The sequence below is a fragment of the Pseudomonas sp. IT-P12 genome, from assembly GCF_949767465.1.
Taxonomy (GTDB): domain Bacteria; phylum Pseudomonadota; class Gammaproteobacteria; order Pseudomonadales; family Pseudomonadaceae; genus Aquipseudomonas.
Map to the genome: position 1 here is coordinate 1,100,191 of NZ_CATKPY010000011.1, position 20,463 is coordinate 1,120,653.

Consider the following 20,463-nt stretch of genomic DNA (forward strand, 5'->3'; position numbering starts at 1 on the left):
GTCAAGTGATCAGGCAGTCTCTTCAGGCACATCAGACCTGCTGCCTCGCTTCCCCTAGTCATCAGAGGGCGTTTTTTGAATACATCTAACGAGTTGACCAGTGCAAAAGCCGCTACAGGCATCGAAGGCCTGGATGACATCCTGGCCGGTGGCCTGTCACGCGGTCATGTGTTTTTGCTGGAGGGTGAACCCGGTACCGGCAAAACCACCGTCGCTTTGCATTTTCTCCTGGCCGGCGCCCGAGCCGGCGAGCGCTCGTTGTACATCACGCTGTCCGAAACCGAGCGCGAATTGCGCCAGGGCGCGTTGTCCCATGGCTGGGATCTGGATGACAACATCCATATCTTCGAGCTGACGCCGCCGGAAAGCCTGCTCAATGCCGAGCATCAGCAAAGCCTGCTGTACTCCTCGGACCTGGAGCTCGGTGAGGCCACAAGGCAGATCTTCGAAGTGGTCGAGCGGGTCAAGCCGACCCGCGTGGTACTCGACAGCCTGTCCGAAATCCGTTTGCTGGCACAAAGCTCGTTGCGCTATCGCCGGCAGATTCTCGCGATCAAGCACTACTTCGTGCGCTATGACGCCACGGTGGTGCTGTTGGATGACCTGACCACCGAGTCCCTCGACAAAACCGTGCACAGCGTTGCCCACGGGGTGATTCGCCTGGAAGAACTGACCCCCGACTACGGCGCGGAACGGCGCCGGCTGCGGGTGGTGAAATATCGCGGGCAAAAGTACCGCGGCGGTTTTCACGACTTCACCATCATGGGCGACGGCGTGCACGTTTTCCCGAGACTGGTAGCCGCCGAACATCGCGGCAAATACCTGCGCACGCAACTCACCAGCGGCATCAAGGAAATGGACGCGTTGCTGGGCGGCGGTATAGAAACGGGCTCCAGCACGCTGATCCTTGGCCCGGCCGGTACCGGCAAATCGCTGATCTCGATGATTTTCGCCGCCGCCGCCGTGGCCCGTGGGGAAAAGGCTGCGCTGTTCATTTTCGACGAAGAGCTTGGCTTGCTGTTCGAGCGCATGAACAACATCGGCATTGATCTTCAGGCCCTGCAGGCCACTGGCAACCTGCTGATCGAGCAGGTGGACGCAGCGGAGCTGTCCCCCGGCGAATTCTCCCACCGGGTGCGCCGTGCAGTGGACGAACGGGGCATCAAGACGGTCGTCATCGACAGCATCAACGGCTACCAGGCGGCCATGCCCGAAGAGAACGCCCTGGTGCTGCACATGCACGAATTGCTGCTGTACCTCAATCGCCAGGGCGCCGCGACGTTCATGACCGTCGCCCAACACGGACTGGTCGGTGACATGCAAGCGCCGGTGGACATCACCTACCTGGCCGACACCGTGATCCTGCTGCGTTACTTCGAAGCACTGGGCAAGGTGCGCAGGGCCATCTCGATCATCAAGAAACGCACGGGCAGCCATGAGTCGACCATCCGCGAATACCGCATCAGCTCCCATGGCATGACCATTGGCGAGCCATTGGAGGCCTTCCAGGGTGTATTGCGCGGCGTGCCCACTTACGTCGGTGAAGGGCAGCCCCTGCTCCAGAGTGAAATACCTTGAATGTCCTTGAAGCGACGTCCGAGCGCGCGATCATTCTCGCGCCGCTGGGACGCGACAGCCAGATTGCCCTGATGATGCTCAATGAAGCCGGGTACGACGGCGTCATCGCCCGCGATATGGTGAGCCTTTGCGCTGAACTGGAAAATGGCGCCGGCCTGCTGTTGATCGCGTCCGAAGCGTTACTGGGCAGCGACATCGAACCGCTGTTCGGCCTGATCGAACAGCAACCGGCATGGTCCGACCTGCCCATTGTGTTGATGACCCACCACGGTGGTCCGGAACAGAACCCTGCATCGCGCATGGGCCCGCAATTGGGCAACGTCACGTTCCTCGAACGTCCCTTCCATCCTGTCACCCTGATCAGCCTGGTGACCACCGCCTTGCGCGGACGTCGACGACAGTACGAGGCCAGGGACCGGCTGATCGATCTGAGCCAGAGCGAGCTGCGCCTGCAAACCACCCTCGAAACCCTGGAACAGCAGGTCGAGGAGCGCACCACCGAACTTCGCCACAACGAAGAAGCGCTGCGCCAGTCGCAGAAAATGGAAGCGGTCGGCCAGCTCACCGGCGGCATTGCCCACGACTTCAACAACATGCTGACCGGGATCATCGGCAGCCTGGAGCTGCTGCGCCGACGCCTGGCCCGTGGGCGCATCGACGACCTGGACAGCCTGATCGACCTGGGGGTGACCTCGGCCAACCGCGCGGCGGGCCTGACCCACCGCCTGCTGGCCTTCTCCCGACGCCAGTCGCTGGACTCCAAACCCGTGGAGATGAACGCTCTGGTGACGTCCATGGGCGAACTGCTGCAACGCAGTATCGACGAAAGCATTCACCTGGACATGCAACTGAGCCCGCAACTGTGGGTGGCCGAAGCCGACCGCAATCAACTGGAAAGCGCCCTGCTCAACCTGGTCATCAATGCACGGGACGCCATGCCCGACGGCGGCAAACTGGTGGTGCGCACCTCCAACCGACACCTGGACCGCGACTTCACCGAAGCCCACAGCAACCTTGAACCGGGCGACTACGTGGTGCTCAGCGTGACCGACACCGGCTGCGGCATGCCACAGAGTACGATCAACCGCGCCTTCGACCCGTTTTTCACCACCAAGCCGATCGGCCAGGGCACCGGCCTGGGCCTGTCGATGATCTATGGCTTCAGCAAGCAATCTCGCGGGCATGTCGCCATCGACAGCGAGGTGGACAAGGGCACCACCGTCAGCCTGTTCCTGCCGCGTTTTGGCGGGGATGTGCCATTGGACAGCCCGGCAGACGTCACCCACGCCTTGTTCGCACAGGACGGCGAAACCGTGTTGATCGTCGAAGACGATCCGGCGGTACGGGTGCTGGTGAGCACCGTTTTGAGCGACCTGGGTTACGCCTTCGTCGAAGCCGCCGACGCCGATGGCGCGCTGCCGATCCTGAACTCGACGCAGCGCATCGACCTGATGATCAGCGACGTTGGCCTGCCTGGCATGAATGGCCGACAACTGGCGGAAATCGGCCGGCAATACCGGCCCGACCTGAAGGTGCTGTTCATCACCGGCTACGCCGAACACGCCGCGGTGCGGGGCGGCTTCCTCGACTCCGGCATGCAGATGATCACCAAACCCTTCACCTTCGATTTGTTGACGGCGAAGGTACGGGAGATGATTCGTTGCTGATTCGGCCGGGACAACTGGCCAATCGACCTGCTCGAGAAAGCGCCCGCCTGTTCGGCTGACCCCCTGCAGTCTGGACTGCGCAAAGCGCAAGATCCCCCGCACTGTCGTCAGCCTGGATCAATAGCCTTCAGCAGGTGCAGCGCGGACTCGGCATCAGCACGGGCCTATGAAAACACGCGGTGTGCCGTGGCTGGCCTCGATAGGCCCCCGCCCACGGGGGGCCTATCGAGGCATCGTGACAGGTGCACAACCGATGCAGCAGAACGGCAGGCAGGTTACGACAGCATGTCCTGCATCAATTCCTGCAACACATCCAGGTCGAACGGCTTGGCCAGGATCGGCGCCTTGCGGGTGATGGGACTGTCGGTCTCACGGATTTCCTGCGGGTAACCGCTGATGAAGATCACCTTCAGCTCCGGTCGCAGCTTCACGGCAGGCTCAGCGATCTGTACCCCGGAGATCCCGCCCGGCAGGCGAAAGTCGGTGATCATCATGTCCAGGTGCGGTTTGCTCGCCAGAATCTCGAAAGCCTGCTCGCCGTTTTCGGCCTGCAGCACCCGGTACCCCTCACCCGACAGATAGGCCGCCAGCACCATCAGGATCGAGGGGTCATCTTCGACGATCAGTACGACGTCTTGTGCATCTTCACTCATGGGAAGCCTTTGTTCGGTCAATAGCTGCTGATACGACCGTGGGGTCGACCAGAGGTTGCGTTTATCCGGCTGTTTTCCTACAGCGGCAGACAAACGCGAAACAGGGCGCCTTCGCCAATCCGGCTGTCGACGGTTATGGTGCCGCCATGGGCGGTCACGATCTGTTCTGAAATAAACAACCCCAGGCCCAGCCCGGCGACAGCGTGCTTGGCCGTCACCCGTTCGAACTGCTGGAAAATGCGCTTCTGGTTCTCCTCGCCGATACCGATCCCTGCATCGCGCACTTCCACCCGTGCCTGGTTCTGCTCACTGTACACCTTCACACTGATCGGGCTCTTGGCACCGTAACGCAAGGCGTTGGTCAGCAGGTTGGAAATCACCTGTTCAATGCGGAATTCGTCCCAGTTGCCCACCACCGGCTGCTCGGCGTCCAGGGAAACCGTGCATTCGGCGGCATCGATCTGCGGCGCGAAATTCTGTAACAAGTTGCGAACCAGCGCCGACAGATCGAAGCGTGTCGGTCGAATCGACAGCTTGCCGGTGCGAATACGCGACACATCGAGCATGTCTTCGATCAGGCGGATCAGGCTCTTGATCTGCCGTTCGTCGCGGTCGACCATCGCCTGCATCTTGTCCAGGGTGAATGCCCCGGCGTTGTCGCGAGCCAGGTGCATCTTGCGCAACTGGGTTTCGAGGATCAGGCCATTGAGCGGTGTGCGCACCTCGTGGGCGACAATCGACATGAAGTCGTCACGCATGCGCACCGCCTGCTGCAACTCCAGCTGCGTGCTTTGCAGTTGCTTGAGCAGCGCCTCCTGCTCCCGGCGACTCTGCTCCAGCGCTTCGACCTGCTGTTTCATGGCCTTGCGCTGACGATAGAGCTCGACGAACACATTGACCTTGCTCTTGACCGCGTGGATATCCAGCGGCTTGTGCAGGAAATCCACGGCACCGCTCTCATAGCCCTTGAACGCATAGTTCAGCTCACGGCCGGCGGCACTGACGAACACAATCGGGATGTGCTTGGTTTTCTCCGTGCCGCGCATCAGTTCGGCCAGCTCGAAGCCGTTCATGCCGGGCATCTGCACGTCGAGGATGGCCATGGCGAAGTCGTGTTGCAGCAGCAACGACAGGGCCTCGTCGGCGGACAAGGCTTTGTAGACCAGACGGTCTTCGCGCTTGATCAGCGCCTCGAGGGCCAAGAGGTTTTCCGGCAGATCGTCGACGATCAGCAGTTTGGCTTGGATGTCACTTAACATGCGATTCGTTCCAGCTCTGCAAGCAGACGGCCAATGCCGTGGATAGGGAGGACATGGTCAGGCTGATGAGTCTCCAGCGCCGCCAGGGGCATGGTTGCGACCTGGGCTTCGCCAGGGTCCTGCACGACGGTCAGGCCACCGCGCCGCTTGACCTGCGCCAGGCCGCTGGCGCCGTCGCGGTTGGCGCCGGTGAGGAGCACCGCCGCCAAAAGCGGACCATAGGCATCGGCCGCCGACTCGAACAGAAAATCGATGGCTGGCCGTGAGTAGTGCACGCGGTCTTCCTGACTCAGGGAAAAGCTGTGGTCCTGCTCCACCGACAGGTGATAACCCGGTGTGGCGAAATACAGGGTGCCTGACTCGACCGGGGTCTTGTCGCCAGCTTCCTCGACGCGCATCGACACCCGTCGGGAAAACACCTCGGCCAACTGGCTGCGACGCTCGTCCGGCAAGTGCAACACCACGATGATCGGCAACCTGAAACCTTTGCGCAAAGGGCCGAGGATGCCCAGCAAGGCTTCCACGCCGCCGGCCGACGCGCCGATCACGATTGCCTTCACGCGAGGCAAATCCGCTGCACTGCTCATGATTTACGGTAGATCCGTTCTTGTTTCACCAACGGCTCGAACTGGTTGCCGAAGCTGGAAAAATCCGGAGTCTCCTTGCTGCCCAACACCAGGAACCCGCGATGGCACAGCGATTCGTGGAACAGCCCGAACGCACGATCCTGAAGTTTTTTATTGAAATAAATCAATACGTTACGGCATGAAATTAATTGAGTTTCTGAGAATACGCTGTCGGTCGCCAGGCTGTGGTCGGCGAAGGTCACGTTTTCACACAGGCTCTTGTCGAAAATCGCGTAGCCGTAGGCCGCAGTGTAGTACTCGGCGAACGAACGCTGGCCACCGGCCTGCTGGTAGTTGGCCGTGTAGGCGCGGACATTTTCCATGGAGAAGATCCCCTGCTTGGCCTTCTCCAGCGAGCGCGGATTGATGTCGGTGGCGTAGATGATCGTGCGATCGAGCAGGCCTTCCTCGCGCAGCAGAATCGCCATCGAATAGACCTCTTCGCCGGTGCTGCAACCGGCGATCCAGATCTTGATCGAGGGGTACGTCTTGAGCAACGGCACCACTTCCTGGCGGATGGCCAGGAAGTGCGAAGGGTCGCGGAACATTTCGCTGACCGGAATCGTCAGCAATTGCAGCAGCTGCATGAACGCCGTCGGGTCATGCAGCACTTTCTCCTGCAGGGCCGAAATGGTGGCGCATTCGAACTGGCTCAGCGCATGCAGGACGCGACGCTTGATCGACGCCCCGGAGTAGTCGCGAAAGTCGTAGCTGTACTTGAGGTAGATCGCCTCGATCAACAGCCGCAGCTCGATTTCGCTGTTGGGCTCCACTGAGTAAATACGTTCCACTAAATGCGTTCCATTTTCGGTAACCACACGCGAATGAGCGAGAACAGGCGGTCCAGGTCGATCGGCTTGGCCAGGTAATCGTTGGCGCCCGCCTGCAGGCAGCGCTCCTGATCGTCCTTCATCGCCTTGGCCGTCACCGCAATGATCGGCAACTTGCGCCAGCGCGGGTCCTGGCGGATCAGGCTGGTCGCCTCGAACCCGTCCATCTCCGGCATCATCACGTCCATCAACACCAGATCGATGTCCTCGACTTCGTTGAGCTTCTCGATCGCCTCGCGACCGTTGCGGCCAATGACCACGACGGCGCCCTTGTGCTCCAGCGCGCTGGTGAGGGCGAAAATGTTGCGCACATCGTCATCCACCAGCAGCACCTTGCGACCCTCGAAGACCTTGTCGCGGCTGCGCGCGGTCTTGAGCATCGTCTGCCGTTCATGGGACAACTTGGATTCGACTTTGTGCAGAAAGAGTGTGACCTCATCGAGCAATCGTTCCGGCGAACGTGCGCCCTTGATGATGATCGAGCGTGAATACTTGCGCAGCTCGGCCTCTTCGTCGCGGGTCAGGTTGCGTCCGGTGTAGACGATGACGGGCGGGAACGAGCAGATTTCCTCGGTGGACATGCGCTTGAGCAGGTCGTTGCCGAGCATGTCCGGCAGTTTCAGGTCGATGACCATGCAGTCGTAGACCGTGGTGCGCAGCAGTTCCAGGGCATCCTGGGCCAGGCCGACCGCGGTGATTTCGATGTCATCGTCGCCGATCAGGCGGGCAATGCTGTCGCGTTGCAAGTCGTCGTCTTCCACCAGCAGCACGCGCTTGACCTTCTGGGTCAGCTTGGCTTCCAGACGGCCGAACACGTCCTTGAGCTCTTCGCGGGTGGTGGGTTTGACGGCATAGCCGATGGCACCCATGTGCATCGCCGCCTCGACCCGGTCCTCGACCGAAATCACGTGCACGGGGATGTGCCGGGTCTGCGGGTTCTCCTTCAGCCGTTGCAGGACGGTCAGGCCGGAATGATCCGGCAGGCGCATGTCGAGCAGGATGGCGTCGGGCACATACTCACTGGCCAGGTCATAGCCTTCATCGGCGCCGTGGGCCACCAGGCAGTGATAATCCAGCTCGTGCGCCAGGTCGAAGAGGATGTGCGCGAAGTTCGCCTCATCTTCCACCACCAGGATACAGCGGGTATTGAAAGGGGCCTTGTCGCGATCGTCTTCGAAACGCGGGGTATCGACGTCGGCAATCAGCGGCTCCAGGGCGGCCACAGGGGCCCGCATCACACTGGCGACCGGCACGGGCAGCATCGGCTCGCGCGGCGTATCGCCCGGTTCGACGTACTGTTGCGGCAACACCAGGGTAAACACACTGCCCTGCCCCGGTTCGCTGGTGACACTGATGGTGCCACCGAGCAACGCCGCCAGGTCACGGGAAATCGACAAGCCAAGGCCCGTACCGCCGTAGCGGCGATTGGTGGTGCCATCGGCCTGGCGGAACGCTTCGAAAATACTCTCCTGCTGATCGGCGGCAATGCCGATCCCGGAATCCCGGACGATAAACGCAATCGCGTTGTTCGGCTGGCTGGCCACGGTCATGCTGACCGAACCGCGTTCGGTGAATTTCACAGCGTTCGACAGCAGGTTCTTGATCACCTGTTCCAGACGCTGGCGGTCGGTGAAGATCATCGCTGGCGAACCGGGCTGCAGATCGATCTGGAAGTCCAGCTGCTTATCCGCTGCCAGCGGCTGGAACATCCCGCGCAGCCCCTCCAGCAGGCGTGTCACGCTGGTGTTCTCCGGACGCATTTCCAGCTTGCCGGCCTCGACCTTGGAAATATCGAGAATGTCGTTGATCAGGTTGAGCAAATCATTGCCGGCCGAATAGATCGACTCGGCGAACTTGACCTGTTCGGCGCTGAGGTTGTCCTGGGGGTTCTCCGCCAACAGCTTGGCCAGGATCAACGAGCTGTTGAGTGGCGTGCGCAGTTCGTGGGACATGTTGGCGAGGAATTCGGATTTGTACTTGCTCGAGCGCTGTAACTCTTCGGCGCGCTCTTCCAGTTGCGCCTGCGCCTGATTGAGTTCGGTGTTCTTCAGATCCATGGCGTCGCGCTGGTCGGCCAGCGTCTGCGCCTGCTCGGCGAGCTGTTCGTTGGTCTGTTCCAACTCGACCTGCTGGGTTTCCAGGTGTGCCTGGGACTCCTTGAGAATCCGCGACTGCTCTTCCAGCTCTTCGTTGGCGGTCTTGAGTTCTTCCTGCTGCACCTGCAACTCTTCGTTGAGCTGCTGGGTTTCAGCCAGGACTTCCTGCAACCGCTGGCGATAGCGCGCCGCCTCGATGGAGGTGCCGATGTTGCCGGCAATCAGGTCGAGCAATTCGATGTCGCGCTCGTCCAATGGGCGCAGGAAACCCAGTTCGATCACGCCGTTGACCCGCTGGTCGTCGCTGGTCGGCACCACCAGCACGCTGTGCGGCAGGCCTTCGCCGAGGCCGGAGCTGACCTTGAAATAGTCATCCGGCACCGAGTCCAGGCGGACCAGACGAGCTTGCTGAGCCACCTGGCCGACAATCCCTTCGTCGCTGTAGATCTGCTGATCGCGTTCTTCCTGTTCGCGGGATAACCCGTAGGACGCCACGCGCTTGAGTCCGCCGTGTTCCTCACGGACGTAGATGGCACCGACAGCGCTGCCGAGGTATTGCGCACAAAATTGCAGGATGTTGCGACCCAGCGCATTGAGGGACAGCTGCCCCAGCACTTGCTCGGCCAGCTCGGTCTGGCCATTGCGCAGCCACGCCTGCTGTTCCAGGCGACGGGCACTGGCATGTTGGGCGGCGAGGTTGGCTGAGTAGTTCTGCGACAGGCCGATCAGATCCCGCCGACCAATGTAGGCCAGCAAGGCGCTGATCGCGCTGATGAACAGCAGATAGAGGGTGATGCTCCAGATCGTGGTGCTGCGCACGTCAGCGTTGCGCGTGGCGCGCAATTGCTGCTCGGTGTCGACCACTTCTTCGAACTGCTTGCGGACTTCATCGGTCAGGCGCTTGCCGCGACCCGCCTTCACCGCGTTGCGGTAATCGCCCGATGAACGCTGCAAATCGATCATTTGCTGGGCGTACTCCCTCCACTCCTTCTGCAAGGCCTGGATCTGGTGCAGGCGATCCGTTTGCACCGGGTTATCCGCGGTCAGCTCAAGCAGGGTGTCGACCACCACCACGAGCTTCGGCCTGGCCGTTTCATAGGGTTCGAGGAATTTCTCGTCACCACTGAGCAGGTAGCCGCGCATGCCGGTTTCCTGGTCGACCGTCAGCTTCAGCGCCTCATTGGCGTTATTGATCACCCGGTCGGTGTGCTCGACCCACTGGATCACCGACAGCAAATAGGTGATCAGCCCTACGAAGAAGACGGCGCTGAGCACGCCAACGCCCAAGGGCAGGCTGACGTTACGGCTCAGCAGTTTACGGAAGCGTTGTTCATCAACCGAAGACGCTGTGGTCATGGGAAGGCCTTGTCGTCTGTTCGAAACCCGTGAGTTTGCCCCAAATGGGCCCTGTGGATCCATTTTTCTGACGTATTTGAGCGCAAAATCCTACATTCAGCTGTTCCAGCGCCACGGAGCGGTTATCCTTTATCACGCACCCGCCACGATTCTTTTCCTGCGCACCCGGGAACTTGTCGGGTTGCTCAACTTACTCATGCTATAGCCCGGCGTTTCTGATCGACCGGACACTGCGAATCCAACTTTTGAGAGCCCCATTATGTCCACCGAAAAATCCACCATCCTGGTCGTCGAAGACGACGACATCGTGCGCATGCTGATCGTCGATGTGCTGGATGAGCTGGAATTCAAGGTGCTGGAGGCCGATGGCAGCGAACAGGCGCTGGAGTTTCTCAACGACAGCAATCAGGTCATCGACCTGATGATGACCGACGTCGGACTGCCGGTGATGGACGGCCGTGAACTGGCCACCCAGGCACGCCTGATACGCCCCGCACTGCCGGTGTTGTTCGCCAGCGGTTATGCCGAAAGCATTGACGTGCCCGCCGACATGCATGTCATCGGCAAGCCGTTCTCCATCGACCAACTGCGCGACAAGGTCACAGGTATCCTCGTCAACGCTTGATCCGGTTCGAGCAGGGCCGGGAATCCTGCGCGGTTGTGGTTTAATTGCGCCCCTTTTTCCGCCCTGCCCCCACGTTTCAAGGAATCCCCTGCATGAATCAGCCCCGCGCCACCCGCGTTCTGGTCATTGGTTATGTCTGGCCCGAACCCAAGTCGTCGGCGGCCGGCGGGTATGTGATGCAACTGCTCGGGACCTTCCTGCAACAAGGCTGGGACGTGACCTTCAGCAGCCCGGCCGGCCCCGGCGAACATCAGGAAGACCTGACCGCGCTGGGTATCCGTGAAGCGCCGATCGAGTTGAACAACAGCAGCTTCGATGCTTTTGTCAGCCAATTGGCCCCGGATATCGTGCTGTTCGAACAATTCATGATGGAAGAGCAATTCGGCTGGCGTGTGGAAAAGCACTGCCCCGGGGCCTTGCGTGTGCTGGGCACCCAGGACCTGCAAAGCCTGCGGCATGCCCGGCATCAGCGGCTCAAGGATCGCCTGAAGGCCAGCGACGACGACAATGACTTCAGCGACCTGTTCGCACCGGCCCTGCGCGAAGAATTCGAGCTGATGGCCGAAACCGATATGGCCAAGCGCGAAATCGCCGCGCTCTATCGCTGCGACCTGAACCTGATGATTTCCGAAGTGGAAATCGAGTTGCTGGTCGAACAGTTCAAAGTGCCACGCAGCCTGCTGCACTGGTGCCCGCTGACGGTCGAACCGCCCAGCGCGCCACCGGCCCCCTTCGAGCCCCGTGCGCACTTCCTCAGCATCGGCAACTTTCGCCACGCGCCCAACTGGGATGCGGTGCTCTGGATGAAAACCACCGTCTGGCCGTTGATTCGCCAGCAGTTGCCGACCGCGCAACTGCACATCTACGGGGCCTATACGCCCCCCAAGGCCACCGCCCTGCACAATGCGGCCCAGGGTTTCCATGTGCTGAACTGGGCGCAAGATGCGCTGCAAGTGATGACGGCGGCGCGGGTGCTGCTGGCGCCGCTGCGTTTCGGCGCGGGCATCAAGGGCAAAATTCTCGACGCGATGATCTGCGGCACGCCGAACGTCACCACCCCCATCGGCGCCGAAGGCATGCACGGCGAGGCGGCCTGGCCCGGCGCGGTGACCCGCACGGCGCAAGCGTTCGCCGATCAGGCCGTGCAGTTGTACCGGGATGAAACACGGTGGCGGAACGCCCAGCAACTCGGGCTGGCACTGTTGTCCGAACGTTATCGGCAGTCGGTGCACGGCCCGGCCCTGATCGAGCGGCTGATGCATGTCCGGCAACACCTGGAACAACTTCGCCGAGACAACTTTACCGGCAGCATGCTGCGTCACCACCAGCACAAAAGTACCCAATACATGGCGCAATGGATCGAAGCCAAGAATCGCCCGGTGTAAGGGATACGTCCTGTAGCAAGCTGGGGCTTGGCTTTGGCTGTCACAGTGCTTATACCTGTGCACGCCCCCTTATAGGAGCGAGCTTGCTCCTACAAGGGGCCGGTGCTCTGTCAACACATGTTCCCAAGGCCGGGAATCTTCGAACAAAGGAATGTATATGCCACTGAACAAACAAGCCTGGATGAGTCACGTCCCCGACATCGACAAGTTGCGACTGACCGACATCATCTGGCCCGGCGCGCACAATGCCGGCATGGACAAAAAAGCCCCCAACCATGAAGTGATCTTCGGCAACTGGGTGACCTGCCAGAACGATTCCTTCGCCTGGCAGCTGGACAACGGCGCGCGGGCGTTCGATTTGCGCCTGGGTTTCAAGCAGGCCAGGGACCAGCCGATCTTCTATTTCCATCACAGTGGTCACCAGTCCCATCGGGTGCTCGACGACCTGATCGAAGCCGTCCTGAACTTCCTGGACCGCAACAGCGACGAATTCATTGTGCTGGACTTCCACCAACTGGGCGATAACAAACCCTTCGACTCGGTGCAACTGGGCGAGGTCCTGCTGCGCCGGCTCGGGCACCGCGCCCTCTCCTACTACGATGCGGCAAAAACCGTGGGCGAACTCAAGGAGGCCAGCGCGCTGCGTCGCATCGTCATGGCCGCGCCACCGCTGTCTGGCCTCGACGGCGAATTCTTCTGGCCGCGCATCCCGCACAAATGGTCGGGCAAGCCATTCACCGATACCGAGCAGTTGCACCACCATATCAAGGACACCCTGAAAGACGCCTGTTACGAGCGGTTCCTGTGGTCGCTGTCGGCGACCAGCTACACGTTCCTCGGCGGGCCGCAACACATCAAGACCCAGATCAACGACTGGTTCAACTCATCAGGGGAATGGATCATGCGTTGCAGCATCATCAATACCGACTTCTTCGACGAGTCGCAGATCGTGCGCTACTGCTGGAGCGCCACGGCCGAGAAGGCCCTCGAGGCCGAGAGCCTGCACGAAGTGCGCTGAGGTTGCGCGCCTGCACTGGCGTCAGGCGCCGGGAAAGAGGCATGATCGGCGAGCGATAACAAAAAAAGCGCCCCGCCATGACCCGAACCGCCCGAGTGACCGACCCCTCCTACGAACTGATGGACGACCACAACGGCTTGTCCATCATTTATCGCCAGCACGGCTTCCCCTGCCCGCTGGTGCGCTGGCACTTCCACAAGGAATATGAGCTGCACCTGATCGTCGCCAGCTCCGGCAAGGTGTTCATTGGCGACTACATCGGCAACTTCTACCCGCAAACCCTGTTCCTCACCGGCCCCAACCTCCCCCACAACTGGATCAGCCAGGTCGGCGAGGACGAAGTGGTGCCCAAGCGTGACATGCTGGTCAACTTCACCGACGAGCTGTTCGAGAGCGGCCATCAGGTGTTTGCCGAACTCAAGACCCTGGCGCCGCTGCTGGAGCGCGCCCAGTACGGCATCGAGTTTCGCTGCAAGCACACGATCGGCCAGGCCATGACCTTGATGCAGCGCATCGCCGACACCCAGGGCGTGACCCGGCTCGGGCATTTTTTCATTCTGCTGGAACTGCTTGCCAGTACCGACGATTACCAACTGCTGTCCGGGGCGACGACCGCGCAACTGGCGGACGAACACAACGTCGATCGCACCAACCGCGCGGTGGATTACATCTTCGCCCACTACGCCCGCGAACTGCCGCTGGAGGAAGTCGCCGAGCACCTGGGCATGAAGCCGACCTACTTCAGCCGCGTGTTCAAACAGGCGACGGGCCGCTGTTTCATCGAATTCGTCAACCGCCTGCGCATCAGCAAGTCCTGCGAGTTGCTGGCCGACGGCGACAAACCGGTGACCGACGTCTGCTTCGAGTCCGGTTTCAACAATATTTCCAACTTCAACCGGCGATTCCAGCAGCTCAAGGGCATGACGCCCTCCCACTACCGGCGCCTGGCGGTGCAACGCCTGACGGAGCAGAACCTGGGCTGATTCCCTGCAACCTCCCTGTGAATGAGGTCCCTGTGGGAGCGAGCCTGCTCGCGATGAGGGAGTGTCAGCTCACAATCATGCGCCTGACACACTGCCATCGCGAGCAGGCTCGCTCCCACAAGTAGGGCCTCTCTGGCCATAAAACCTGTACAGATCCGATACGCCTCAACCGCCACAAAGCCCTTCCCTGCGTCTCCCCCAGTAAACCCCAGTGCAAAAAAGTATCGATTCAAGTGCGATGAATGATTTGTTTCATCATCGATTGAAGGCTGTAATCAGCGCAGATTCTTCCTGTCGTCGGAAGACACAAAAACAATAACTGTCCTTCTGCTACCCGCCGGGCGCAGAAAAGGAGTGCACGATGCAACCTTCTGTAAAAGCTCTGCTAGCCCTCACCTGCATGACCCTCAGCAGCGTCAGCCTTGGCGCCCAGACCCTGACCATCGCCACCGTCAACAACAGCGACATGATCCGCATGCAGAAGCTCTCGAAGACCTTCGAGGCCGAGCACCCGGAGATCAAGCTCAATTGGGTGGTGCTGGAAGAGAACGTCCTGCGCCAGCGCCTGACCACCGACATCGCCACCCAGGGCGGGCAGTTCGACGTGCTGACCATCGGCATGTACGAAGCCGCACTGTGGGGTGCCAAGGGTTGGCTGGAGCCGATGAAGGATTTGCCGGCCACGTACGAACTCGACGACGTGTTCCCGTCGGTGCGTGAAGGGCTGTCGGTCAAGGGCTCGCTGTATGCGCTGCCGTTCTACGCCGAAAGTTCCATCACCTATTACCGCACCGACCTGTTCAAGGAAGCCGGCCTGACCATGCCCGAGCGTCCGACCTGGACCCAGATCGCGGAGTTTGCCGGCAAACTCACCCACAAGGACAAGGAACAGTACGGTATCTGCCTGCGCGGCAAGGCCGGCTGGGGCGAGAACATGGCCTTGATCACCACCGTCGCCAACGCCTATGGCGCACGCTGGTTCGATGAAAAATGGCAGCCTGAATTCAACGGCCCCGAGTGGAAAAACGCGCTGAACTTCTACGTCGACACCATGAAGAACGCCGGCCCGCCCGGCGCCTCCAGCAACGGCTTCAACGAAAACCTGGCGCTGTTCAACAGCGGCAAATGCGCGATCTGGGTCGATGCCAGCGTCGCCGGTTCGTTCGTCACCGACAAGACCCAGAGCAAGGTCAGCGACCACGTCGGCTTTACCTACGCCCCCCACGAAACCACCGACAAAGGCTCGGCCTGGCTGTATTCCTGGGCACTGGCGATCCCCACCAGTTCCAAGGCCAAGGACGCGGCGAAAACCTTCAGCGCCTGGGCCACTTCCAAGGAGTACGGGGCCCTCGTCGCCAAAACCGATGGCATCGCCAACGTACCGCCCGGCACGCGCGCCTCGACCTACAGCGCCGCCTACATGAACGCCGCACCGTTCGCCAAGGTCACGCTGGAGTCGCTCAAGGCCGCCGACCCGAGCAAGCCTGGCGCCCGCCCGGTGCCGTACATCGGCATTCAACTGGTGACCATCCCCGAGTTCCAGGCGGTGGGCACCCAGGTCGGCAAGCTGTTCTCGGCGGCGCTGATCGGTCAGACCACGGTCGACCAGGCCCTGACCGCCGCCCAGCAAACCACCGAACGCGAGATGAAGCGGGCGGGTTATCCGAAGTAACCCGCACGTCCCGCTCTTGCCTTGGGTGGGAGCGGGCTTGCTCGCGAAGACGGTGTGTCATTGGACATTGATGAACCTGACACACCGCTTTCGCGAGCAAGCTCGCTCCCACAGGGGATCTTCGTAGGTCTGCACGACTCGGATTTAATTCATGAATACTTCCACCGCCAAAGCCCAAATGGACCTCGCCCCAGCCGCACGCAAAAGCCGGCTGGCCAATCCCGGCTGGTTTCTGGTCAGCCCCTCGGTGGCGTTATTGCTGCTGTGGATGATCGTGCCGCTGGGCATGACCCTGTACTTTTCGATGATCCGCTACAACCTGCTCTACCCCGGCGAAAACGAATTCGTGGGGCTGGAGAACTTCACCTATTTCCTGACCGACTCCGGTTTCATGCCCGGCGCCACCAACACCCTGTTGCTGGTGGGCAGCGTGCTGCTGATCAGCGTGGTGTTCGGGGTGCTGATCAGCGCCCTGCTCGAGGCTTCCGCGTTTTTCGGTCGCGGCATCGTGCGGGTGATGCTGATCTCGCCGTTTTTCATCATGCCCACCGTCGGGGCACTGATCTGGAAAAACCTGATCTTCCATCCGGTGTCGGGGATCCTGGCCTACGTCTGGAAGCTGTTCGGCGCGCAACCGGTGGACTGGCTGGCGCATTACCCGCTGCTGTCGATCATCATCATTGTCTCGTGGCAATGGCTGCCCTTCGCGATCCTGATCCTGATGACCGCCATGCAGTCGCTGGACCAGGAACAGAAGGAAGCCGCGCGCCTGGACGGTGCCGGCCCCATCGCGATTTTCTGGCACCTGACCCTGCCGCACCTGGCACGCCCGATTGCCGTGGTGGTGATGATCGAGACCATCTTCCTGCTGTCGGTGTTCGCCGAGATTTTCACCACCACCAACGGCGGCCCCGGCTATGCCTCGACCAACCTCGCCTACCTGATCTACAACCAGGCGCTGGTGCAGTTCGACGTCGGCATGGCCTCCGCTGGCGGGTTGATCGCGGTGGTGATTGCCAACATCGCGGCCATCGTGCTGGTGCGCATGATCGGCAAAAACCTGACAGACAAAGCCTGAGGCCTGCGCCATGACCCTTCAACAATCCCGTCGTCTGCAAAGCCTGCTGCTGGGCACCCTGGCCTGGGCCATCGCGATCCTGATCTTCTTCCCGATCTTCTGGATGGTGCTGACCAGCTTCAAGACCGAGATCGACGCGTTCGCCACCCCGCCGCAGTTCATCTTCATGCCGACCCTGGAGAACTACCTGCACATCAACGAGCGCAGCGATTACTTCAGTTTCGCCTGGAACTCGGTGGTGATTTCGTTCAGCGCCACCGCCCTGTGCCTGCTGATTGCGGTGCCCGCCGCCTACTCCATGGCGTTCTACGAGACCCAGCGCACCAAGGGCACGCTGCTGTGGATGCTCTCGACCAAGATGCTGCCGCCGGTGGGCGTGCTGATGCCGATCTACCTGCTGGCCAAGAGTTTCGGCCTGCTCGATACACGCATCGCGCTGATCGTGATCTACACCCTGATCAACCTGCCGATCGTGGTTTGGATGGTTTACACCTACTTCAAGGACATCCCCAAGGACATCCTCGAAGCCGCGCGCCTGGACGGCGCGACCCTGGCCCAGGAAATGCTCCGGGTGCTGCTGCCGATCGCCAAGGGCGGCCTGGCCTCCACCGTGCTGCTGTCGCTGATCCTGTGCTGGAACGAGGCGTTCTGGTCACTGAACCTGACCTCGTCGAAAGCCGCGCCCCTGACCGCCCTGATCGCCTCGTACTCCAGCCCCGAAGGGCTGTTCTGGGCCAAGTTGTCGGCGGTCTCGACCCTGGCTTGCGCACCGATCCTGATCTTCGGCTGGATCAGCCAGAAACAACTGGTGCGCGGGCTGTCGTTTGGTGCGGTCAAGTGAATGTCGCCCAATCTCTAATCGGACACAAAACCCTGTGGGAGCGGGCTTGCCCGCGAATACGTCGGCACATCCAACATCAATTTGACTGACACGACGCTTTCGCGGGCAAGCCCGCTCCCACAGGGTACAGCGTCGTTTCCGGCAGCCCGGTTCAATTGAATAAAAACAAGCGGAGGCCCACCCCATGGCCAACCTGAAAATCAAGAATCTGCAAAAAGGCTTCGAAGGCTTTTCCATCATCAAGGGCATCGACCTGGAAGTGAACGACAAGGAGTTCGTGGTGTTCGTCGGCCCGTCGGGTTGCGGCAAATCCACCCTGCTGCGGCTGATCGCCGGCCTCGAAGAAGTCAGCGGCGGCACCATCGAACTCGATGGCCGCGACATCACCGAAGTCAGCCCGGCCAAACGCGACCTGGCGATGGTGTTCCAGACCTACGCTTTGTACCCGCACATGAGCGTGCGCAAGAACATGTCGTTTGCCCTCGACCTGGCCGGCGTGTCGAAAGCCGAAGTCGAGAAGAAAGTCGGCGAGGCCGCGCGCATCCTCGAACTGGGGCCGATGCTCGAGCGCAAGCCCAAGCAACTGTCCGGCGGTCAGCGTCAGCGGGTGGCCATCGGCCGGGCGATTGTGCGCAACCCGAAAATCTTCCTGTTCGACGAGCCGCTGTCCAACCTCGACGCGGCGCTGCGCGTGCAGATGCGCCTGGAGCTGCTGCGCCTGCACAAGGAACTGCAGGCAACGATGATCTACGTGACCCACGATCAGGTGGAAGCCATGACCATGGCCGACAAAGTCGTGGTGCTCAATGGCGGCAAAATCGAGCAGGTCGGCTCGCCCCTGGACCTCTACCACCATCCGGCCAATCTGTTCGTGGCGGGCTTTCTCGGCACGCCGAAAATGGGCTTCCTCAAGGGCCAGGTGGTCAGCCTCGACAGTCAGCGCTGCGAGGTGGCGCTGGACGCCGGCACCCGCATCACCCTGCCGTTCAGCGGCGCCCACCTGAGTGTCGGCGCGGCGGTGACCCTGGGCATCCGCCCGGAACACCTGGAGCTGGCCAAACCCGGCGATTGCACCCTGCAGGTCACCGCCGATGTCAGCGAACGCCTGGGCAGCGACACCTTCTGCCACGTGCTGACCGCGTCCGGCGAAGCCCTGACGATGCGCGTGCGCGGCGACCTGGCCAGCCGCTACGGCGAAACCCTGAGCCTGCACCTGGACGCCGACCACTGCCATTTATTCGATGCCGACGGCGTTGCGCTGGCCCGTCCGCTGCGCGCGGCGGCCTGAACGAGAGACTTTGCGATGAAACTGAACACACACAACCTGAACCACCTCGCTCCCGAGGTGATCCTGCCGGGCTATGCCCTGAGCGACACCCGCCAGGGCATCGCCCACATCGGCGTCGGCGGTTTCCACCGCGCCCACCAGGCGTATTACACCGACGCCTTGATGAACACTGGCGCCGGGCTGGACTGGGCGATCTGCGGCGTCGGCCTGCGCGCCGAGGACCGCCGTGCCCGCGATAACCTGCGGGAGCAGGACTATCTGTTCACCCTGTTCGAATTGGGCGACACCGATGACACCGAGGTCCGGGTCATCGGCTCGATTCGCGACATGCTGCTGGCCGAGGACGGCCCGCAGGCGTTGATCGACAAACTGGCGAGCCCCGAGATCCGCATCGTTTCGCTGACCATCACCGAGGGCGGTTACTGCATCGACGACAGCAACGGCGAATTCATGGCGCACCTGCCGCAGATCCAGCATGATCTGGCGCACCCGGACGCCCCGACCACCGTGTTCGGCTTCCTCTGCGCCGCCTTGGCCAAACGCCGCGCCGCCGGCACCCCGGCGTTCACCCTGATGTCCTGCGATAACCTGCCACACAACGGCGCGGTCACCCGCAAGGCGCTGCTGGCCTTCGCCGCGTTGCGCGATGCCGAGCTGGGCGAGTGGATCGCTGGCCACGTGAGTTTCCCCAATGCCATGGTCGACCGCATCACGCCGATGACCAGCACTGCCCATCGCCTGCAACTGGCCGACAAACATGGCGTCGACGATGCCTGGCCGGTGGTCTGCGAACCATTCGTGCAATGGGTGCTCGAGGACAAATTCGTCAACGGCCGCCCGGCCTGGGAACAGGTCGGCGTGCAATTCACCGACGACGTCACGCCCTACGAGGAAATGAAGATCAAGCTGCTCAACGGCAGTCACCTGGCGCTGACCTACCTGGGCTTCCTCAAGGGCTACCGCTTTGTCCACGAGACCATGAATGACCCGCTGTTCGTGCGCTACATGCGCGCCTACATGGACCTGGACGTGACCCCGCAACTGTCGCCGGTGCCGGGCATCGACCTGGGCGACTACAAGGACACCCTGGTCGAGCGTTTCTCCAACCAGGCGATTGCCGATCAGCTGGAGCGCGTGTGCTCGGACGGCTCGTCGAAGTTTCCCAAGTTCACCGTCCCGACCCTCAACCGGCTGATTGCCGACGGCCAGGAAACCAAACGGGCGGCGCTGGTGGTGGCAGCCTGGGCCCTGTACCTGAAGGGGGTCGATGAAAACGGCGACACCTATTCGATTCCCGACCCACGGGCGGCGTTCTGCCAGGCGCTGGTGGCCGACGATGCGTTGATCACCCAGCGGTTGCTGGCGGTCGAGGAGATCTTCGGCACGGCGATTCCACGTTCGGCCGAGTTTGTGGCAGCGTTCGAGTGGTGCTGCAACAGTTTGCGGGAGGTGGGGGTTTCGCGGACGCTGGAGCGGGTGTTGGCTTAGTGGCGGCGGTGAATGTGCCG

General features: G+C 61.4%; 16 protein-coding genes. 11 read left to right on the plus strand and 5 right to left on the minus strand.

Annotated features, from left to right (window positions below):
* Positions 1 to 75: 75 nt before the first annotated feature.
* Together ACM6IM_RS08055 and ACM6IM_RS08060 are read left to right on the plus strand one after the other, a co-directional pair.
* Positions 76 to 1,578, plus strand: a complete 1,503-nt coding sequence (locus tag ACM6IM_RS08055; protein WP_192308657.1) for an ATPase domain-containing protein — start codon at positions 76 to 78, stop codon at positions 1,576 to 1,578.
* The gene (locus tag ACM6IM_RS08060) at positions 1,575 to 3,245 is read left to right on the plus strand and encodes a response regulator (protein ID WP_414864760.1); all 1,671 of its coding nucleotides are present in this window, start codon (positions 1,575 to 1,577) and stop codon (positions 3,243 to 3,245) included. The genes ACM6IM_RS08055 and ACM6IM_RS08060 overlap by 4 nt, the downstream gene beginning before the upstream one ends.
* A gap of 275 nt (positions 3,246 to 3,520) precedes the next feature.
* On the opposite strand, the gene ACM6IM_RS08065 is transcribed toward ACM6IM_RS08060, so the two are convergent.
* The 5 genes from ACM6IM_RS08065 to ACM6IM_RS08085 form a co-directional block, all read right to left on the minus strand.
* Complete coding sequence (locus ACM6IM_RS08065) at positions 3,521 to 3,898, minus strand: response regulator (protein ID WP_192308651.1); 378 nt, start codon at positions 3,896 to 3,898, stop codon at positions 3,521 to 3,523.
* Positions 3,899 to 3,975: 77 nt separating this feature from the next.
* Positions 3,976 to 5,157: an ATP-binding protein gene (locus ACM6IM_RS08070; protein ID WP_414864761.1), complete on the minus strand. Its 1,182-nt coding sequence runs from the start codon at positions 5,155 to 5,157 to the stop codon at positions 3,976 to 3,978.
* Positions 5,151 to 5,744, minus strand: a complete 594-nt coding sequence (locus tag ACM6IM_RS08075; RefSeq protein WP_414864762.1) for a chemotaxis protein CheB — start codon at positions 5,742 to 5,744, stop codon at positions 5,151 to 5,153. The genes ACM6IM_RS08070 and ACM6IM_RS08075 overlap by 7 nt, the downstream gene beginning before the upstream one ends.
* Positions 5,741 to 6,574, minus strand: a complete 834-nt coding sequence (locus tag ACM6IM_RS08080; protein ID WP_201188620.1) for a CheR family methyltransferase — start codon at positions 6,572 to 6,574, stop codon at positions 5,741 to 5,743. The genes ACM6IM_RS08075 and ACM6IM_RS08080 overlap by 4 nt, the downstream gene beginning before the upstream one ends.
* Positions 6,574 to 10,065 carry a response regulator gene (locus ACM6IM_RS08085; RefSeq protein WP_414864763.1) on the minus strand — a complete coding sequence of 1,164 codons (3,492 nt, stop codon included), beginning with the start codon at positions 10,063 to 10,065 and terminating at the stop codon, positions 6,574 to 6,576. The genes ACM6IM_RS08080 and ACM6IM_RS08085 overlap by 1 nt, the downstream gene beginning before the upstream one ends.
* Positions 10,066 to 10,324: 259 nt before the next feature.
* On the opposite strand from ACM6IM_RS08085, the gene ACM6IM_RS08090 reads away from it, so the two are divergent.
* The 9 genes from ACM6IM_RS08090 (at position 10,325) to ACM6IM_RS08130 (ending at position 20,443) form a co-directional block, all read left to right on the plus strand.
* On the plus strand, positions 10,325 to 10,690 hold the full coding sequence (locus ACM6IM_RS08090) for a response regulator (RefSeq protein ID WP_414864764.1): 366 nt from the start codon (positions 10,325 to 10,327) through the stop codon (positions 10,688 to 10,690).
* A gap of 92 nt (positions 10,691 to 10,782) precedes the next feature.
* Entirely contained in the window at positions 10,783 to 12,075 is a 1,293-nt protein-coding gene (locus tag ACM6IM_RS08095) for a glycosyltransferase (RefSeq protein ID WP_414864765.1), read from the plus strand.
* A 157-nt stretch (positions 12,076 to 12,232) separates the two neighbouring features.
* Positions 12,233 to 13,093: a phospholipase gene (locus ACM6IM_RS08100; RefSeq protein ID WP_414864766.1), complete on the plus strand. Its 861-nt coding sequence runs from the start codon at positions 12,233 to 12,235 to the stop codon at positions 13,091 to 13,093.
* A gap of 77 nt (positions 13,094 to 13,170) precedes the next feature.
* On the plus strand, positions 13,171 to 14,076 hold the full coding sequence (locus tag ACM6IM_RS08105; protein WP_192308635.1) for an AraC family transcriptional regulator: 906 nt from the start codon (positions 13,171 to 13,173) through the stop codon (positions 14,074 to 14,076).
* A 361-nt stretch (positions 14,077 to 14,437) separates the two neighbouring features.
* Positions 14,438 to 15,748, plus strand: coding sequence for an ABC transporter substrate-binding protein (locus ACM6IM_RS08110; RefSeq protein ID WP_414864767.1), 1,311 nt, complete (start codon positions 14,438 to 14,440; stop codon positions 15,746 to 15,748).
* A gap of 151 nt (positions 15,749 to 15,899) precedes the next feature.
* Complete coding sequence (locus ACM6IM_RS08115; RefSeq protein ID WP_201188632.1) at positions 15,900 to 16,826, plus strand: carbohydrate ABC transporter permease; 927 nt, start codon at positions 15,900 to 15,902, stop codon at positions 16,824 to 16,826.
* A 10-nt stretch (positions 16,827 to 16,836) separates the two neighbouring features.
* Positions 16,837 to 17,667, plus strand: coding sequence for a carbohydrate ABC transporter permease (locus ACM6IM_RS08120; RefSeq protein WP_192308629.1), 831 nt, complete (start codon positions 16,837 to 16,839; stop codon positions 17,665 to 17,667).
* Between the two features lie 184 nt (positions 17,668 to 17,851).
* Positions 17,852 to 18,955, plus strand: coding sequence for an ABC transporter ATP-binding protein (locus ACM6IM_RS08125; protein WP_192308627.1), 1,104 nt, complete (start codon positions 17,852 to 17,854; stop codon positions 18,953 to 18,955).
* Positions 18,956 to 18,970: 15 nt separating this feature from the next.
* On the plus strand, positions 18,971 to 20,443 hold the full coding sequence (locus ACM6IM_RS08130) for a mannitol dehydrogenase family protein (protein WP_414864768.1): 1,473 nt from the start codon (positions 18,971 to 18,973) through the stop codon (positions 20,441 to 20,443).
* The last annotated feature ends 20 nt before the right edge of the window (positions 20,444 to 20,463 follow it).